General features: G+C 37.2%; 20 protein-coding genes. 19 read left to right on the top strand and 1 reads right to left on the bottom strand.

Translation table 11 applies throughout. The features are described 5' to 3' along the window. Window positions 1-106 precede the first annotated feature (106 nt). The 13 genes from PQ459_05725 (at window position 107) to rimM (ending at window position 11035) form a co-directional block, all read left to right on the top strand. Window positions 107-1366: an NAD(P)/FAD-dependent oxidoreductase gene (locus PQ459_05725; protein WDF47979.1), complete on the top strand. Its 1260-nt coding sequence runs from the start codon at window positions 107-109 to the stop codon at window positions 1364-1366. Between the two features lie 73 nt (window positions 1367-1439). After that, the gene (trmD, locus tag PQ459_05720) at window positions 1440-2114 is read left to right on the top strand and encodes a tRNA (guanosine(37)-N1)-methyltransferase TrmD (GenBank protein ID WDF47978.1); all 675 of its coding nucleotides are present in this window, start codon (window positions 1440-1442) and stop codon (window positions 2112-2114) included. 46 nt (window positions 2115-2160) lie between these two features. Continuing rightward, window positions 2161-3216, top strand: a complete 1056-nt coding sequence (locus tag PQ459_05715) for a serine hydrolase (GenBank protein ID WDF47977.1) — start codon at window positions 2161-2163, stop codon at window positions 3214-3216. After that, window positions 3217-3870: an alpha/beta hydrolase gene (locus tag PQ459_05710; protein WDF47976.1), complete on the top strand. Its 654-nt coding sequence runs from the start codon at window positions 3217-3219 to the stop codon at window positions 3868-3870. Window positions 3871-3893: 23 nt separating this feature from the next. Continuing rightward, on the top strand, window positions 3894-4334 hold the full coding sequence (locus tag PQ459_05705; protein WDF47975.1) for a DinB family protein: 441 nt from the start codon (window positions 3894-3896) through the stop codon (window positions 4332-4334). A 37-nt stretch (window positions 4335-4371) separates the two neighbouring features. Next, entirely contained in the window at window positions 4372-5301 is a 930-nt protein-coding gene (locus tag PQ459_05700) for an alpha/beta hydrolase (protein WDF47974.1), read from the top strand. Window positions 5302-5311: 10 nt separating this feature from the next. Continuing rightward, window positions 5312-6199, top strand: a complete 888-nt coding sequence (gene bla / locus PQ459_05695) for a class A beta-lactamase, subclass A2 (GenBank protein WDF47973.1) — start codon at window positions 5312-5314, stop codon at window positions 6197-6199. A 118-nt stretch (window positions 6200-6317) separates the two neighbouring features. Next, window positions 6318-6767 (top strand): hypothetical protein, encoded by a 450-nt coding sequence (locus PQ459_05690; protein ID WDF47972.1) that lies wholly within the window; start codon window positions 6318-6320, stop codon window positions 6765-6767. A gap of 89 nt (window positions 6768-6856) precedes the next feature. Beyond that, window positions 6857-7369: a nitroreductase gene (locus PQ459_05685; protein ID WDF47971.1), complete on the top strand. Its 513-nt coding sequence runs from the start codon at window positions 6857-6859 to the stop codon at window positions 7367-7369. Further along, window positions 7369-7959: a hypothetical protein gene (locus tag PQ459_05680; GenBank protein ID WDF47970.1), complete on the top strand. Its 591-nt coding sequence runs from the start codon at window positions 7369-7371 to the stop codon at window positions 7957-7959. Before PQ459_05685 ends, PQ459_05680 begins: the two co-directional genes overlap by 1 nt. Window positions 7960-7974: 15 nt before the next feature. Continuing rightward, window positions 7975-9267 carry a deoxyribodipyrimidine photo-lyase gene (locus PQ459_05675; protein ID WDF47969.1) on the top strand — a complete coding sequence of 431 codons (1293 nt, stop codon included), beginning with the start codon at window positions 7975-7977 and terminating at the stop codon, window positions 9265-9267. 573 nt (window positions 9268-9840) lie between these two features. Beyond that, complete coding sequence (locus PQ459_05670) at window positions 9841-10413, top strand: 30S ribosomal protein S16 (GenBank protein WDF47968.1); 573 nt, start codon at window positions 9841-9843, stop codon at window positions 10411-10413. A gap of 79 nt (window positions 10414-10492) precedes the next feature. After that, window positions 10493-11035 carry a ribosome maturation factor RimM gene (rimM, locus tag PQ459_05665; protein WDF47967.1) on the top strand — a complete coding sequence of 181 codons (543 nt, stop codon included), beginning with the start codon at window positions 10493-10495 and terminating at the stop codon, window positions 11033-11035. A 3-nt stretch (window positions 11036-11038) separates the two neighbouring features. On the opposite strand, the gene PQ459_05660 is transcribed toward rimM, so the two are convergent. Further along, window positions 11039-11968, bottom strand: coding sequence for an XRE family transcriptional regulator (locus tag PQ459_05660; GenBank protein WDF47966.1), 930 nt, complete (start codon window positions 11966-11968; stop codon window positions 11039-11041). A gap of 102 nt (window positions 11969-12070) precedes the next feature. On the opposite strand from PQ459_05660, the gene PQ459_05655 reads away from it, so the two are divergent. From PQ459_05655 to PQ459_05630, 6 genes are all read left to right on the top strand, one after another. Beyond that, window positions 12071-12637, top strand: a complete 567-nt coding sequence (locus PQ459_05655) for a hypothetical protein (protein ID WDF47965.1) — start codon at window positions 12071-12073, stop codon at window positions 12635-12637. A 17-nt stretch (window positions 12638-12654) separates the two neighbouring features. Then, on the top strand, window positions 12655-13254 hold the full coding sequence (locus PQ459_05650; protein WDF47964.1) for a CDP-alcohol phosphatidyltransferase family protein: 600 nt from the start codon (window positions 12655-12657) through the stop codon (window positions 13252-13254). A 116-nt stretch (window positions 13255-13370) separates the two neighbouring features. Continuing rightward, window positions 13371-14819, top strand: a complete 1449-nt coding sequence (gene asnS / locus PQ459_05645) for an asparagine--tRNA ligase (protein WDF47963.1) — start codon at window positions 13371-13373, stop codon at window positions 14817-14819. 105 nt (window positions 14820-14924) lie between these two features. Further along, window positions 14925-17006, top strand: coding sequence for a M13 family metallopeptidase (locus PQ459_05640; protein ID WDF47962.1), 2082 nt, complete (start codon window positions 14925-14927; stop codon window positions 17004-17006). A gap of 145 nt (window positions 17007-17151) precedes the next feature. Beyond that, entirely contained in the window at window positions 17152-18618 is a 1467-nt protein-coding gene (rpoN, locus tag PQ459_05635; protein WDF47961.1) for an RNA polymerase factor sigma-54, read from the top strand. Window positions 18619-18811: 193 nt separating this feature from the next. Continuing rightward, on the top strand, window positions 18812-19471 hold the full coding sequence (locus PQ459_05630; GenBank protein WDF47960.1) for a succinate dehydrogenase cytochrome b subunit: 660 nt from the start codon (window positions 18812-18814) through the stop codon (window positions 19469-19471). Window positions 19472-19474 lie beyond the last annotated feature (3 nt).

Genomic DNA, 19474 nt, shown 5'->3' with positions numbered 1-19474 from the left:
TTTTTATTTTAGATATGACAAAATTTATACTTCACTCATCTCATTCAGCATAAAATTTGCTTAATGCCAAGCGAAATAAAAACCTTAATTTTATAAAAAATTCGCAATGAGGGAAAAGATTGTCATCATCGGAGGTGGATTCGCAGGTCTGCAACTTGCACGGAATCTTAATAATCAAGGAAAATACAAAGTGATGGTCATAGATAAAATGAACCATCATATGTTCCAGCCTCTCTTCTACCAAGTGGCAACCGGACGGATAGAACCTTCTAACATCTCCTTCCCTTTCAGAAAGATTTTTCAAAGGTCAAAAAATATTCAGTTCCGAATGACGGAGGTGAAGAAAATCATTCCGTCTGAAAATAAAGTAATTGGCGAAGACGGTGTTTTCACGTATGACAAACTCGTGATCGCAACAGGCTGTAAAACCAACTTTTTCGGCAACCAAAAGATGCAAGACCTGGCGCTCGGAATGAAAAACACACAGGAAGCCATCACGATTCGTAATCACATATTAATGACTTTCGAGAAAATGATCATCGAAAGAAAAGCCAGTGACGATGGGAATTGGAATCTAGTAATTGTAGGAAGCGGACCAACAGGTGTTGAGTTGGCGGGTGCATTTTCTGAAATGAAATCCCACATTCTCCCAAGAGATTACCCTAGAATGAATTTTTCCGACCTCAATATTATTTTAATAAGTTCCGGCGACAAACCTTTGGAAGCGATGAGTCAGGAATCCCAAGATGCTGCCGAAGAATATTTAAAACAACTGGGTGTCAATTTTCTAAAAAATGAACGAGTGACAGATTACGACGGCGAGATCATCTATATGAAAAGTGGAAACTCTATTCCAACAAACAATGTGATCTGGGCAGCGGGCGTCACCGGAAATATTATTGATGATTTTAATATAGAAAACCTTGTGAGAAACCGATACATCGTTGATAGATACAACAAAGTTAAAGGTTTTGACAACATCTTTGCGATTGGAGATATTGCCTATATGGAAACGCCAAAGTATCCACAAGCGCATCCACAACTAGCAAATGTGGCCATCAATCAAGGGAAAAATCTGGCTAGGAATTTCAAAAAAGAGTCGGAAAAAGACTGGACAGAATATGAATATATCGACCGTGGATCGATGGCGACCATTGGAAAACACCGCGCAGTTGTCGACCTTCCGAAATTTAAATTTCAGGGATTTCTTGCTTGGTATTTCTGGATGTTCTTACATTTGATGCTGATTCTGAGTGTTAGAAACAAGCTGGCCATTTTCTTCAACTGGATGTGGAGTTATATCAACAAAGATTCTTCATTAAGGCTAATTATTGCGCCATCAAGAAAAAACGCTACAGAACAGTAATATAATCGATAGCTGATAAATGATAATTGATTGCAATTCATCACTTATCATTCATCATTCATCATTTATAATTATGCGAATAGACATCATAAGTGTACTTCCAGAACTGATGGAAAGCCCGTTCCAAACCTCGATTTTGAAAAGAGCGATGGAAAAGGGATTGGCAGAAGTGCATTTTCACAATATCAGAGATTGGAGCACCAACAAACACCGCAAAGTGGATGACGAACCTTATGGCGGTGGTGCAGGAATGATAATGACAGTCGAACCTTTGGACCTCTGTATTTCTGAACTGAAATCGCAAAGAGAATACGACGAAATCATCTATCTCACACCGGAAGGCGAAACTTTGAACCAAAGAATTGCCAACACACTTTCAATCAAAAAAAATCTGATTTTCCTTTGTGGACATTACAAAGGTGTTGACCAACGTGTTCGTGACCTTCACATCACGAAGGAAATTTCCATCGGAGATTACGTTTTGACAGGTGGAGAATTGGCAGCGTGCGTCTTGGCAGATTCCGTCATCCGACTTTTGCCAGGCGTTTTGAATGATGAGCAGAGCGCATTGACAGACAGTTTCCAGGACAATCTTCTTTCGCCTCCAATCTACACAAGACCAGAAACTTACAAAGGATTATCTGTCCCAAAAATCTTGTTAAGCGGAAACACTTCAGCCATTGAAGATTGGTTGCACGACGAAGCGGTACGAGTGACGAAGGAAAGACGACCGGACCTTTTGGAGTAATTTCAATAATAAAAACAAAAACTTTTAACCAATTTCAAAAACACAAATGAGACACTTTTTCAAACTGGCTGGCTTTGTTGTCGCTATTCTACTGACATCTTGTAAAGCCGAAGCACAACAAAAGGACGATTATTCAGCTAAAATTGACAGCTTAATCAAAAGCACCACTCTACGTACTTTCAACGGAGTCGTTTTCATTCAACAAAATGGAAAGAAAAAATATTCTAAGGCTTTCGGTTACGTGGATTTCAACAAGAAAACGCCTTTGAAAATTAACGATAGATTTTCGACAATGTCCATCGCCAAGCAGATTACAGCAACCTTGATTTTGCAGGAAGTTGAAAAAGGAACGATTGATTTGCACGTCCCAATTCGCAAATATTTGCCGGATTTCAAATATTCGTGGGCAGATTCCATTACCGTTCATCATTTACTAAATCACACTTCGGGACTTTACAGCGATGATTTGAAACCTACTTTGAAATTGAAAACGGGAACGGAATTCAGTTATTCTAATGTCGGATATTCTGTCGCGGGATTGGTTTTGGAAAAACAAAGTGGGAAAAGTTACGAGGAATTGGTGAGGGCATTATTCAAAAAATGCAAGATGACTGACAGCACCTATCCTAACGAAAACAACAGTAAATTTTTGACAAAAGGCCACACCATTAGAAAAGACGGCAGTTTCAAATTGAATGAAAAATCAGGTTTTGAAACTTCTTATTATTTTGGAAGTCATCTGATTGTGACCGCACCGGATTTGGCCAAATGGAATGAGTGTTTGCACAACGGAAAACTGTTGAAACCCGAAACATATAAATTGATGACCAATTATTCCACCACAGCAACACATCAACTTTTCAGTGAAAATCCGATTGGTTATGGCTACGGTTTGAGAATCAATGACAAGGCTGATATCTACGAAATCGGGCACACGGGTTTTCATCCGCGCGAAGGTTTTACGGCGGTCAATCTATATTATCCAAAGACCAAAACGAGCGTTATCGTAATGGAAAATGTGGCGAATGAAAACTTTGATATTGCCTATTATTTCGAGCAGGAAATCAGAAATATTGTGATGGATTCTCAACTTTTGAATTAGATGAACACTAAATTTTATATCATTCCCGCATTGCTATTTTTAGTTTTTGTAGGTTGTCATTCAAATAAAAAAGGAACCGAAAAAGATTATATTTTCTTTCTGCATAATAAATTTCTTGAAGAAAATCCTGATGGAAATTTCGCAGATAAATACAACGTAACAGTTGATTACAAAGGCATTTTACAGTCTTTCAAAAATGACGGCTTTGTGGTTTTCAGCGAAAAAAGAAGTACAAAAGCCAATGAACGTGCATTTGCAAACAAAGTCGTTTCTCAAATCGACAGTTTAATTTCAAAAGGTGTTCAGCCCAATCACATCACGGTTATCGGAACTTCAAAAGGTGGTTACATTGCACAATTTGTTTCCACTTTTGCGAAAAATCCAGATTTGAATTTTGTATTTATTGGCAGTTTTCAAGATTCTGATATTGAAGAGATTCCCGAAATCCAGTTTTGTGGGAATATTTTGACAATCTATGAGAAATCTGACATATTTGGTGTTTCAGCAATTAGGCGAAAAGAAACTTCAAAACTTAAAATCAATCATTTTAAAGAAATTGAATTGAACACAGGTTTGAAACACGGATTTCTTTACATCGCTTCGGACGAATGGATAAAGCCTTGTAAAATGTGGGCAAAACGAAATTATCATTAGTAAATTAAAATACAAAACATTAAATGATATCAAATACAATTGACAGACTTAAATATCTATGTGAAATAATTCCAAATCTATTGTTGAGTATAGATGATGAAACGTTCAGTCAAAAAACGAGGGCAGATAAATGGAGCAAAAAGGAGATTATTGGACATCTTATAGATAGTGCTACCAATAATCACCAGCGGTTTGTGCGTGCTCAGTTTGAAGAAAAACCAAATATTGTGTATGACCAAAACAATTGGAATTATTATAATCATTATCAAGAAATCGACAAAAAACAAATCATTGATTTTTGGACGGTTTACAACAAGCAAATCTTGGAATTGGTCAGTAGAATTTCACAAGACAATTTGCAACGTGAATGTCTATTGGGTGAACAATCTTTGACTATCGAATTTTTAATTAATGATTATATTACTCATCTGGAACATCATCTGAAACAAGTTGTGAAGTATTAGTCAAGCTAAAATAATTTACTCAAAATTTAGAATTCCAATGTCAAAATATATTTTAATATTGTTTTGTGTACTCACTACACAGATAATAAAAGCTCAAGCATCAACAATCTATTCAAAATCCTACGGGAACAACGAAAATCCCGCGATTATTTTCATCCACGGAGGACCGAGAGGAAATTCGACTCTTTTTGAAGAAACTACTGCGCAAACATTGGCCGACAAAGGATTTTTCGTCATCGTTTACGATAGACGTGGAGAAGGTCGTTCGGTTGACACTAGCGCAACTTTCACTTTTCAGGAAGCAATTAAAGATTTGAATGGGTTGTATCAAAAATATCACCTCAAAAAAGCAAATATACTTGCACACAGTTTTGGAGGGCTAGTGGGAACGCTTTTTTCTGAACAAAATCCTAAAAAAGTGGAATCTTTGATTCTGGTTGGCGCACTATTTTCGCAACAGGAAACATATGACCACATCTTAAAATCTTCAAAACAAATTGCCGAAGAAAAAAAAGATAGCCTGATACTAACTAAAATTGTTGAAACTGAGATTTTAGATAAAAATTCAGCCGAATATCGAAAGAAAACTTATGAAATTGCGAGTCACAACAATTATTTTAAAATGCCAAATCCGACTGCAGAGTCCAATCAACTAAGAGCAAATTATGAGTCAAGTGAAGTTGGTAAAAATAATATCAGAAATGATAATGCGCCGATTTTGTTTTATAAAAATGAAAGTCGAAACAACATCGACACAAAATCAATTTTAAAGAAAATAAAGACACACAATGTAAAACTATTTGCAATTTACGGAAAACAAGACGGTATTTTTTCAGCAAAACAATTGAACAATATGAAAAGTATTGTCTCGGATAAAAATTTGAAACTTATTGATAATTGTTCGCATTATCCTTTTGTAGACCAGCAAGAGAGATTCATCAACGCAATTGCAGGATGGTTAAAGTAATTTTTTCATTATGAAAAAAATAATCACTCTATTTTGTCTATTTCTTTTTTCTATTCAGACATTTGCTCAAAATATGGATGAACTTCGGAAAGAAATTAATCAAATCATTTCCGCAAAAAATGCAACAGTCGGGATTTCATTAAAAGGAATTGAAAACCAAGACACTTTGAGCATCAATGGAAATATGAATATGCCGATGATGAGCGTCTTCAAATTCCACATTGCGCTGGCGGTTTTGAACGAAGTGGACAAAGGTAAACTGGCTCTGAATCAGAAAGTTTTCATTAAAAAAGAAGATTTGAAGGAAGATACTTGGAGTCCAATCCGTGAAGAATTCCCCAATGGCAATATGGATTTGACCATTGACCAATTGTTGCGCTACACGGTTTCTCACAGCGATAATAACGGTTGCGATATTCTTTTGGAATTGATTGGCGGAACGGAAACGGTTCAGAAATTCATTAATAAAATTGGTGTCAAAGATTTTACCATCAAAATGAATGAAGACCAAATGCGGACTTGGGAAAATCTCTACATCAACACCACAACACCGATTGCAACGACAGAATTATTAGACAAATTCTACAACGGAAAAGTTCTGAAAAAAGCCACCACAAAATATCTCTATCAAATAATGGTTGAATGTTCCAGAGGAACAACTTGGATGAAAGCTGGGCTTCCCGACGGAACAGAATTGGCGCACAGAACTGGAATTTCCGGAACAAATGATAAAAATTTGCGTGTCGCGATGAACGATATTGGAATAGTGAAACTTCCGAATGGTAAACATTTTTTCCTTTCCATTTATCTGAAAAACATTACCGAACCGAGAGAAGACACCGAGAAAATCATTGCAGATATTACAAAAGCCATTTGGAATTATTTTATCAAGAAATAAACAGCTTTGGTTTTGGAATAATTTATGATTTTCATAGTTGAAATATACCTTTCTAAATATTTTTAGAGAGGTTTTTTATTTATTTTATTAATTATTATCTTTATTCAAAATTGGATTTATGCAGAAGACGGTTTACGATAAAAGTGAGTTGCGCAATTTTGTGAATGACAGCATTTCGGGGAAAGTGAAGACGCTTGAGTTTTACCTTAATTTCTCTCTGGAAGCCAGCCGGGACATCAAGAAAACTTCAAAATACGATTCGATAAGAGAAGAAATCCAGGAGGAAATTTATCTTTTGGACAAACAAATGGTTTCGCTGAAAAATATGCAACGCGAAATGCGAAGAGTCCTGAACTCCGTTTCCGACAAGGTGAAACTCGGCTCGCTGGTCATCACAAACAAAGCTCGTTTTTACATTTCGGTTTCTTTGGGTGAATTTTTCTTCCAAGGCGACCGCTTCTACGCCATCTCGCCAGAAAGTCCAATGGCGCAAACGATGATGGGAATGCAAGCCGGCGATTCCTTTGTCCTCAATAAAATCGGACAGGAAATTGTGGAGGTTTTTTAGAGTGATGGAAGTCGGGTGATGGATGATGGAAGTTTCCAGCGTGAGTCTTATCACTTTGTCCTTTTGCCTTGATTCTTGTATCTTTGAATATGGAAAACGCTAAAATTTTAAAAAATATCATAGAAGAGCGCAGAAGCATCTTCCCAAAAGACTACTCCGACAAAGAAATCCCTCAACATATTCTTGACGAAATACTAAGCAACGCCGTTATGGCGCCCAATCACAAGCGCACAAAACCTTGGCGTTTCAAAACTTTCCAAGGTGAGGAAAAGCAAAAATTGGGATTGGAACTTCAAAACATATATAAAAATTCCACAGCAGAAGCTCAGTTTCTTCAGAAGAAATATGATGATATTGGCTTTAAGATTTCAAAAGCGAATGTTGTGGTTTCAATCGTGGTCAATTTCAGTGGATTGGTTCCAGATTGGGAGGAGATTTCGGCCGTTTCTATGGCGGTCCAGAATATGTATTTGACTTGCACGGCAAACAATATCGGTTGTTATTGGAGTTCTCCAAAAATCGTTGAGCAACTGAAAGATGCTTTGACCATCGAAGAAAACCAGCAATGTTTGGGATTGTTCTATATGGGAAGTTTGGAATAATGAATATCTACAAGAATTTCAGCGAACAAGAATTGCTGATTGCCTACAACGAATTGCTGGACAACTCCGGCAAAATCAATCGGGATATGCAGGAAATCATAACCGAGAGAGGCTATGATGACGAATTCTTCGAGAAGGCCAATCACAAAAAAGTTATCGTTAAGGAAAAAGGAAGAATTGCTTTCGAAGTCAATAAAATGGTGGAAAAAGGCCATTTTTTTGAAGAAATAGAACCAACAATTTCATCTGAGATTTTAAATGATGATGAATTATTTAATTTTATTTTAGAGAAATACCTCATTTTTAAAAGCAATCAAGAAAACGAGAAAGTTGACAAGAAGACTTTGTACAGAAGTTTTTTGGGTGTACTTGTAGGGACTTTTGCCGGAATTTCTTTTCTCTATTTGATTGTAACTTTCCTTCAAGCTTTTAATTTCTTTTTCCTGATTCCGACCTATGTGGTTTGTTATTTGGTTATAAAAAAAATCACAGGCAAAACGCGGGATAATTTAGCCGTTTTTATTTCCACTTTTCTTGCGACGACTTTTTCCGCAATTATTAGTTTTCTATTTGCGGAAGGTCTTTTATAATTTTAAACATAATCAATGCAAAAAGTTTCAATATTCTGGTTTCGACGCGACCTTCGTTTGGAAGACAACAAAGGTCTGTCCGAAGCTTTGAAGTCCGGCGAGAAAGTGATTCCGATTTTTATTTTTGATAAGGAAATCTTGGGTCAGCTTGAAGATAAATATGACCGCCGAGTTGATTACATTCATCAGGCTTTAGAAAAAATCAATCTGGAGCTGAAAGAATCTGGAAGCAATCTTCTCACTTTCCACGGAAAAACTTTGGAGATTTTTAAACAATTGCAGAAGGAGTATGATTTGCAATCGGTCTATTGCAATCGGGATTATGAACCGTCAGCAATTAAAAGAGATGATGAAATTAAGAAATTTCTCAATTCAAAAAGCATTGATTTCCTTGATTTTAAAGACCAAATTATTTTTGAAAAGAATGAAGTCGCAAAGGACAACGGCGAACCTTACACAGTTTACACACCTTTCTCTAACAAGTGGAAAAAACTTTTGACTGAAGACGATTACAAATCGGTTAAGATTGATAAAACCCAATTTCTGAAATTACCCTCGACGAAAATATTGAGCTTAAAAAAAATCGGATTTGAGAAAACAGATTTTGATTTTGAAGAACCAACGCTAGAATCGAAAATCATTGATGACTACGATAAAAAACGGGATTTCCCAGCTTTGGATGCGACGACGCATTTGGGAATTGCGCTCAGGTTTGGAACCATCTCCGTTCGCAAATGTGTGAAATTCGCATTGAGCCACAATGAAACCTGGCTGAATGAATTGATTTGGCGGGAGTTCTTTATGCAAATCCTCTTTCACTTTCCGAAGGTTGTCAATTATTGTTTCAAAGAGAAATACGAAAATATCCCGTGGCGAAACAACGAATCCGAATTTGAAAAATGGTGCAACGGCGAAACCGGCTATCCCATTGTAGATGCAGGAATGCGCCAATTGAACCAAACCGGCAGAATGCACAACAGAATCCGAATGGTCACTGCCAGTTTCCTCACAAAACATCTTTTGATTGACTGGCGCTGGGGCGAAGCTTATTTTGCAAAGAAATTGTTGGACTACGACCTTTCAGCCAACAACGGAAACTGGCAATGGGCGGCAGGTTGTGGTTGCGATGCGGCGCCGTATTTCCGGGTTTTCAATCCGGATGAGCAGACGAAGAAGTTTGACAAGGATTTGAAATACATCCGAAAATGGAATCCTGATTTTGAAAAAGACATTGTGGAGAACCGAATCGTAGAGCATAAATTTGCGAGGGAAAGGGCTTTGGAGACTTATAAGAAAGCTTTGAACTAATGTTTTTAACCACAACAGGCGCAAAAGTTTTTAACACTTAAGTCGATGATAAGATTTGTGAGGTAGTTCAATTAAGGACATATAAGTTTGGAAATCTTCGATTTTTTGATGACTTAGTTATTCGACTTGAATTTTTGATAACTATCTAAGAGTCTGTTTAAAAATGATTCAAAAATAAAATTTTCAAAACGTTTTCTTTCCCCTAAAGGGTGGAAAAACGTATTGAAAATTTCATCAAAATTACACCCTTTAGGGTTGGGGAAATAATTTTGATGAAATTTAAATAGGCTCTAAACTTTGACAAATCCTTAATTGGATGACGAATCCCATAGCCCTGATTGCAGTGGAAATCCCACAGCAGGCGATGGCAAAAGCCAGGCGCGAGGAATTGCAACGGAAAGCAGGTTCCCGGCTCCGAAGATTCAAAGTTTTTTTATTCAATATTCCAGGTTTGAAAAAACTTTTGACATCTGGCTACCAACTTCTAACTAAAATTTTTCGTAATCGAAAATTTTGTATATCTTTGCACACTTAATATTTAACCGGGACGTGTTCCCACAATTTTAAAATTATATGTCAGTAAAAATCAGATTACAAAGACACGGTTCGAAAGGAAAACCTTTCTTCCACATCGTAGTTGCGGATGCAAGAGCTAGAAGAGATGGTAGATTCATCGAAAAATTAGGTACTTACAACCCAATTACAAACCCAGCAACTATCGATTTGAATGTTGATTCTGCTGTTAAATGGTTGAACAACGGTGCACAGCCAACTGACACTGCAAGAGCAATCCTTTCTTACAAAGGTGCTTTGTACAAAAAACACCTTCAAGGTGGTGTGGCTAAAGGTGCTTTTGACGAGGCTGAAGCTGAGAAGAGATTCGCTGCTTGGGTTGACGCTAAAGATGCTAAAGTACAAGGTAAAGTTGAAGGTTTATCTACAGCAAAATCTGACGCTAAGAAAGCGGCTTTGGAAGCTGAAGCTAAAGTAAACCAAGCAAGAATTGACGCTGCTGCGAAAGCTGAAGCTGATGCAAAAGCTGCTGAAGAGGCTGCAAACGCACCTGCTGAAGAAGTTGCAACTGAAGAAACTGCGACTGAAGAACCAACTGCTGAGGCAGAAGGAACTGAAGAAACTCAGGCTTAATTCTTTACAAAAAGATACAATCTCAAAGACACGATAATCTCGTGTCTTTGTTGTTTAATAAAATTCACCACCGGAAATAATGAGAAAAGAAGACTGCTATTTTTTAGGAACCATTACCAGAACGCACGGACTGCAAGGAAACGTCATCCTAAAACTGGATACAGACCAACCAGAAATGTACGATAAACTGACATCGATTTTTTTGGAAATCAATGGATTGCTGGTTCCGTTTTTTGTTGAAAAACAGCAGTGGCAGAGAGGCGACACGAAAATCCTTTCCTTCAAAAATTCTTCCGAAGCTCTGGTGAATCAGACCATTGGGAAAGGTGTTTACCTTCCGCTTTCTACGCTTCCGCCTTTGACTGGGAAAAAATTCTATTACCACGAGGTTGTCGGTTTCGAAATCCGTGAAGAAGATGGAAAATCTTGCGGAACGATTGTTTCCATCAACGATATGACGGCTCAGAATTATTTCATTTTGAATCTTGCCGGAAAAGAAATCATTATTCCACTTATCAGAGATTGGATTCTGGAAGTGAATCGGGAAGAGAAATTCATAAAAATGTTTTTGCCGGAAGGTTTGATGGATGTTTTCCTGGTGCCTTCGAAAAAGGATGAGTAATTCTTAAATCGAGTTCTTCAAAGTTTCTATTCTCTCCAACATACTATTGAAAAATTTTTTGCGGTCTCGTTGTCCGGAAAAGCTCAGCGATGTCGAGTTTTTGATTTGATGCTGAAAGAAATTGTGCGCATCATCACAAGTACTTTGGTCATCCGTCATCATATATCCGAACATATTGTAGGGCACGAAAAGCGACGATTTTTCTTCGTTTTTGAATAAAATACTGTTGTTGAGAATCAGAATATCGTGGGCATAGATGTGGAAATTTTTGTTTTCATTTTCTGCTTTTTTCTCGATACTTTTGATTAAGATTTTCAGTTCCTCGAGAATTAATTTCGCAGTTTCCTTAGATAGAATTTCGATTTCTGAATAGAATAAAACCTGATTCAGAATGCTGGAAATGGTCGTGTTGTTCCAGATTTCTGTGACATTCAGATTTTCATAAAGGCTTTTCAAATCTTCACTCTTGTCGGAATATCGTTCTAATTTGAAATCGTCGAACGGTTGCATAAAGTCTTTTTCATTCAAAAGATTCATCCAGACAAACAACTTAAATCTCGACAAAACCGAATCCGAAATCGTATAAAAAAACGGAATATCCTTCGCGGAATAGTAAACCTCGGTTTCTTTGTTGATTTTGAAATCATTCAGCAGATGCAAGGCGTCATCAAAATAATTGAGCAAATCCGTAACGGTTATGATGGGTTTGGTTTTCTTCGCAATGATTTGGTTGTCGCTTTCCATAAAACTGTCGAGCGAAATGTTATAGAATTTTGCCAAAACCAGACTTTCTTCCAGAGAAAATTTAGATTTCATCGAAGTTCTTCGATGCGATGCGTCGTAGCTGATGTTGAGGACGTTGGCAATCTCATCGTTCAGAGATTTGTCTCCAATTTTGCTTCGAATCTGTTTCAATAAAAGTTCCTGATACATCTTTTGCGATTTTCACAAATTTAGAAAAAATATTAATTCTTTTCCGCATTGAGAAAGTTGAGTTTCAAATATAATTTTACATCATCATTAAAAGATAAAATTATGAAAACGAAAATATTAGGACTCGCCATTTTTCTTACCACGCTAACATCTTGCGTCAGTTTTGACAGAAAATTAATCAAAGATGATTTGGCAAAGATTTCTGAAAACAACGGGAAAACCATCGAAGGAAAATACGAATTCAAAAGTTATGACAACTCAAGTTCATTAATTTCAAAACCAAGCGAATCCATAGGAATTGCCAGAATGTTGGATTTGAAAAATCAAGGTTTGGAAGATTGTGACTTGTTGGAAATCAAATCTAAAAAATTGGACAATAAACTCTACGAACTGGAATTGACATTATTCAAAAATGATTCGGTGAAACATTCTTACAAGTTGAACGCCACTTTGAAAAACGGCATCTTGACCTTGAAAAACAGAACGACAAAATGCACCGGAATCCCCTATTTTCTTGGCGGATGCGAAGTTTCCCAATCCAGAATCGGTTTGACGGCAGACAATAATCTTGTGATTCACAGCTACAACGATAACAACGGTTCTTTCCTTTTTCTAATGTGGGCCGGCCGAACGATTAATTACGCAGAAAAATTCAAACGTATCCCATAATCTTTAAAACATTAATTATGAAAAAGTTACCATATATTCTCATCGCTATAAGGTTTCTACTTGCGCCAATTATCTTCCTGTTGGCTTATTTTGAAATTGAAAATTCCCGGAATTTGATTTTAATATTAATGTATCTCGGATTGTTCACCGATATTTTTGATGGAATCATCGCCCGGAAAGTTGGCGTTTCATCAGAAAAATTGCGACGACTGGACAGTCAAACCGATTTGGTTTTTTGGTTATCAATTGGTTTCGCTACTTATTTTTTGAATCCGAAAATCATCGACGAACACTGGAAAAGTATCGCTTTGATTTTCATAATGGAAGCTTTGTGCTACAACATCAGCCTTTGGAAATTCGGGAAAGAAACCTGCACACACGCTTGGTTGGCCAAACTTTGGGGATTGAGTTTGCTCATCGCTTTCACTTCTCTCATTGGATTTTCTGAGGCTGGCTGGGCATTTTATCTTTGTGTGATTTTGGGTTTCATATCGCATTTGGATGTCATATTGATTATTTTAATCTTACCGAAATGGCAGTTTGATGTTCCAAGTTCCTATCACGCCTGGAAAATCCGAAACGGAAAACTGTTGAAAAAATCTGTTTTGTTGAATTAAATTTTTCAATAATTGAGAATTTAAAAGCATTAATTTTCAATCTAATATCTAAAGTCTAATATCTAATATCTATTTACAACGTTTTTTCGTAAATTTGCGCACATTAATTTTGTACAATGAAACGACAGACAATTAAAGACCTACTAGCAGATTACAAAAAAGTATTACATCACGACATTACCGTTCAGGGTTGGGTTCGGGCTTTCCGTTCCAATCGTTTTATCGCGCTAAATGATGGTTCTACGATTAATAATTTGCAAATCGTGGTTGATTTTGAAAGTTTTGATGAGGAAACCATCAAGAAAATCAATACGGCTTCGTCTTTGAAAATTGTAGGTGAAGTGGTAGAAAGCCAAGGCGCGGGACAAACCGTGGAAATCATTGCGAAAAAAATCACGATTCTGGGCGACAATTTTTTTGAGGAATTGCAATCGACAATTCTTCAGCCAAAGAAACACAGTTTGGAGAAATTGCGTGAGCAGGCACATTTGAGATTCAGAACCAATGTTTTTGGGGCGGTTTTCAGAATCCGTCACTCGGTGAGTTTTGCGATTCACTCGTTCTTTAATCAGAATCAATTTTTCTACATCAACACACCAATCATCACTGGCGCTGATGCGGAAGGCGCTGGCGAAATGTTCGGCGTTACGAATTTTGACCTTAATAATATGCCGAAAACCGAAGAAGGCGAAATCGATTTCTCTCAGGATTTTTTCGGAAAGAAAACCAACTTGACCGTTTCTGGACAATTGGAAGGCGAAACTGCAGCAATGGGATTGGGAAGAATTTATACTTTCGGACCGACTTTCCGTGCAGAAAATTCTAATACAACGCGTCACTTAGCTGAGTTCTGGATGATTGAGCCAGAAGTTGCGTTCAACAATCTTGAAAATAACATTGACCTTGCTGAGGATTTCTTGAAATATGTGATTCAGTATGTTTTGGATAACTGCAAAGACGATTTGGAGTTCCTAGACAAACGTTTCGAAGAAGAGCAGAAATCAAAACCTGAGAAAGATAGAGCAAAAGAAGGCTTGATTGAAAAACTTCAAAACGTGGTAGCGAAGCGTTTCAAGAGAGTTTCTTACACCGAAGCGATTGAGATTTTATTAAACTCGAAAGAAAATAAAAAAGGTAAATTCCAATATCCAATTGAGAAATGGGGAACCGATTTGCAGTCTGAGCACGAAAGATATTTGGTGGAGAAACATTTCGAAACACCAGTTGTCCTTTTCGATTATCCAAAAGAAATCAAGGCTTTCTATATGAAATTGAATGATGACGGAAAAACGGTTGCCGCGATGGACGTTCTTTTCCCTGGAATCGGTGAAATCATTGGCGGTTCTGAGAGAGAAGCAAGACACGACGTTCTTCTTGAAAAAATGAAAGACTTCGGTGTTGACGAGCACGAACTTTGGTGGTATCTCGATACTAGAAAATTCGGTTCTGTGCCACACGCCGGGTTTGGATTAGGTCTTGAAAGATTGGTACTTTTCGTAACTGGAATGACGAACATCAGAGACGTAATTCCTTTCCCAAGAACGCCTAAAAATGCAGAGTTTTAAATTCTAAATATCAAAATCCCATTCATATCGAGTGGGATTTTTCATTTCAGATTACCTCTAAAAAATTAAAATTCCATACTTTTGAAAGCATTAAAATAAATCTCAATGAAAAAAATCAGCGTTTACATCCTGACTGTTGCAGCAACATTTTATCTGGAATCTTGCTCTACATCACAGAAAACCGCAGTGGAGGAACCGAAAAAAGAATTAGAAGCACCAAAGGAAATAAAAGAAGAAGGACTTAATCTTTCTTATATGGACAAATCCGTAAGAGCTCAGGATGATTTCTATAATTATGTCAATGGAGGCTGGATGAAAACCGCTGTGATTCCATCGGACAAACCAAGTTGGGGTTCGTTCAACGCTTTGAGGGAAGATGTGGATGTGGCATCATTGGATATTTTGAACAAAGTACTTTCTGAGAAATTCGCATCTAATTCCGAAGGCGAAAAAATCCAGGCACTTTATGGAACTTTCATCGATTGGGACAAGAGAAATGCGGAAGGAATCAATCCTATCAAATCTCAATTGACAAAAATCGATGCAATTAAAAATGTAAAAGATTTACAGAGATATCTGATAGAAGCAACGCCTTCCGGAGACAATCCTTTTTACGGTTGGCGAGTGGGTGCAGATATGAAAAACTCGGTGATGAACGCTGTTTATCTTGGTGGACCAAGTTTAGGTCTGGGCAAAGATTACTATCAAAAAGTGAATGAAGCCAACACAAAAACATTGGCCGAATATAAAAATTATGTTGCCAAACTGGAAACAGTTCTTGGAAACAATAATCCAGATATCACCGCTCAGCAAATTGTTGATTTTGAAAAGAAACTGGCGCAAGACCTTTTGACTTTGGAACAAGGTCGTGATGCGAATTTGCGTTACAATCCCAAAACTGTAGAAGAACTAAAGCCTTTGGTAAAAAACGTCAACCTACCAGATTATCTGAAAACAGTTGGTGTCAACACAGACAAGGTCATCATCGGCGAATTAAAATATTATCAAAATATGGATTCTTGGATGACTGATAAAAACATCGGTCTCATCAAAGAATATATGAAATATGACCTACTGAACAACAATGCGGGGAATCTCAATCAGAATCTGGACAATATCCGTTTTGATTTCTATTCCAAATATTTGCAGGGTCAGCAGGAGCAACGTTCTATGGAAAAGCGTGGACTTGGCGTCATCAATGGCGTTTTGGGAGAAGCATTTGGAAAGCTTTATGTTGAGAAATATTTCCCGGCAGAAGCGAAACAAAAAATGGAAACCTATGTAGATTATATTAAAAAATCCTTCAAACTGCACATAGAAAATATAGAATGGATGTCGCCTGTGACGAGAGAAAAAGCTTTGGAAAAGTTATCAAAATTCAAAGTGAAGATTGCTTATCCAGACAAATGGAAAGATTACTCTAAACTGAATTTGCAACTGGCTTCAAACAATGGAACTTACTACAATAATCTTCAGAAAATCTCTGAATGGAGCTATGCTAAAAACCTTGACAAAATAGGAAAACCCGTAGATAAAACAGAATGGGGAATGTCGCCACAAACTGTAAATGCCTACTACAGCTCTTCTAATAATGAGATTGTTTTCCCGGCTGCGATTTTGCAACCTCCGTTTTTCCACTTCAATGCAGACCCTGCGGTTAACTTTGGCGGAATTGGTGGCGTTATCGGTCACGAAATCTCTCACGGATTTGATGACAGTGGGTCGCGATTTGATGGCGATGGAAACTTAAATAATTGGTGGACAGAAAGTGACAGAAAAAACTTTGACGAAAAAGTGGGACAACTAGCGGCGCAATATGATAAATATGAGCCAGTGACAGGAAGTTTTGTCAATGGAAAATTCACAAGTGGTGAAAACATTGGCGATTTGGGCGGAATCAATGTGGCCTATACCGCATTACAAATGTATTTGAAAGACCACGGAAATCCAGGAGAAATCAGTGGTTTGACACAGGACCAAAGATTCTTTATGAGTTGGGCAACCGTTTGGAAAACCAAATCTACCGACAAGTATATGACCAATCAGGTGAAGACAGACCCACACTCGCCGGGTTATTACAGAAGTTTCGGACCATTGGTGAATATGGATGCGTTCCAAAAAGCATTCGATATAAAGCCTGGGGACAAACTGTATGTGGCTCCTGAAAAAAGAATAAAAATTTGGTAGAATAAACGCAAAAAACCTTCAGAAAAATCTGAAGGTTTTTTGTTAACTTTTATTAACTCATCAAAAATCGTGCTAAAGCTACTGTTTTTTGAAAATTATTTTTTAACTTCGTAAAAGTTAATCATAATTGATAAACGTTACCAATATGCTAAAGCAAAATCTACAACTTAGACTCGGACAAAAACTTGCTCCACAACAGATTCAACTGATGAAGCTGATACAACTTCATACTTTGGAATTTGAAGAAGAACTTGAAAGAGAGCTTGAGGAAAATCCTGCTTTGGAAAAAGTAAACGAGGAGGAAAGCAAAGAAGACGACTATACAGCCGCTGAAGAAGCCTACGAAAACGAAGGCACAGAAAGCATCGAGACTGATTTCGACGTCAACGATTACCTTTATGATGACGAGCCGGCTTACAAAACAGCCAGCAGCAACTATTCTGCGGATGATGAAGAATTTGACAATCAGTCACTTTTGACGGAAGGGCAAACGCTTTACGATTATCTTTTGGAGCAAATCAGATTATCAACGGTTGAGGAAGAAGATTTGAAAATTTGTGAATATGTTATTGGAAATCTTGACACGGATGGGTATTTGAGAAGAGATATCAAATCTATCGTAGACGACTTAGCGTTTTCACAAGGTATTTATACAACCATTGAGAGAGTAACTTATATTCTTGAAAATTACGTTCAGAAATTGGACCCGCCAGGCGTTGGCGCAAGAGATTTGAGAGAATGTCTTTTGCTTCAAATCGAGAAAAAGGTGAGCTCCAATAAAACTGTAATTCTGGCAGGAAACATTTTGAGAAATCAATTTGACGCGCTTGCCAATAAGCATTACAACAAAATCATCCAAAAATACGACATCGAGGAAGAGGATTTGAAAGATGCTTTAGAAGAGATTGCAAAATTATCGCCTAAAGTTGGTGGAAACTTTGACACTCAAACGATTACCATTAACCAAGAAATTATTCCGGATTTTGTACTTCAAGTAAAGGACAACCAGGTTATTCCAACATTAAATAATAAAAACGCTCCTTCACTTCGAGTTTCAGACGAGTACAAGGAAATCTTAACTACATATTCTCACGATAAAAAATCGGCTGAGCACAAGCAGGCAGCGCTTTTCATTAAGCAAAAACTGGATGCGGCAAAATGGTACATCGATGCTATTAACCAAAGACAGAATACACTTTTGCAAACAATTACAGCAATTGTAAAGCTTCAAAAAGATTATTTCATCTCTGGTGACGAGAAAAACATCAGACCGATGATCCTGAAAGATGTTGCCGATATTACTGGATTTGACATTTCCACAATCTCCAGAGTTGTTAAAAGCAAGTACGCCGACACACCAAATGGAATTGTTTATTTGAAAAACCTATTCTCCGATTCATTGACCAATGATGACGGCGAGGAAGTTTCAACCAAAGAAATCAAACAACATTTGCAAGAAGCCATTGACAAAGAAAACAAAAGAAAACCCTGCACAGACGATGCTTTGGTAGGGATTCTTAAAGAAAAAGGCTACAACATTGCTAGAAGAACGATTGCAAAATACAGAGAACAACTCAACATTCCGGTCGCAAGATTGAGAAAAGAATTATAATAGACAGAATCCCGAATCAATTTCGGGATTTTTCTTTTCATATAATATAGATTGACCATCAGATTTGAAATATCGTTAACATTCCCTTAAAGTTATTTAGAAAGATTACAAACTGTATTTTTGTGACATTTCTCAATGTTAGTTGGGTCAACTATTTTCTAAATTTGTGGAAATTCAAATAACAAACAGAATTATGGCAGGGACTACGTCTTCGATAGGCAGAAAATATGCTATGGCACTTTCAGCAATGTTTTTGCTGATCTTCTTGGTAATGCATCTTTCCGTAAATTTATTATCAATTTTCGGAGAAACGGCTTACAACAATGCCTCTCAATTTATGGGATACAATCCCTTGATTCAATTTTTAATGCAGCCAGTATTGATGGTCGCAGTAATTTTCCATTTCGTAATGGGATTCATTCTGGAAATCAGAAACAACAGAGCACGACCTGTGAAGTATGCGATGAACAAAGGAGAAGCCAACTCAACCTGGATGTCTAGAAATATGATCATTACAGGTGCTGTGATCTTGGCATTTCTTGCTTTGCATATGTATGATTTCTGGTACCACGAAATGAATTACAAGTACATCGAAGGTCTTCCTGTAGAGGAAAATCGTTTCTGGGGAGATTTGCACGGTAAATTCAGTAGCATTTGGAGAGTTGTAATTTACATTATTTCTTTCGTCCTGTTAGGTCTGCATTTGGCGCACGGCTTCCAGTCTTCTTTCCAGTCCATCGGAGCAAGACATCCTAAGTACACGCCTTTCATCAAAGCTTTTGGAAACTGGTACTCTGTACTTATTCCACTAGGATTCATCATCATCGCTGTTTATCATTTCGTTACTCAATAATAA

This window comes from Chryseobacterium sp. KACC 21268 (assembly GCA_028736075.1).
Classification (GTDB): Bacteria; Bacteroidota; Bacteroidia; order Flavobacteriales; family Weeksellaceae; genus Epilithonimonas.
The sequence above is the reverse complement of the archived record's forward strand: the minus strand, read 5'-3'. Positions and strand labels throughout refer to the sequence as shown.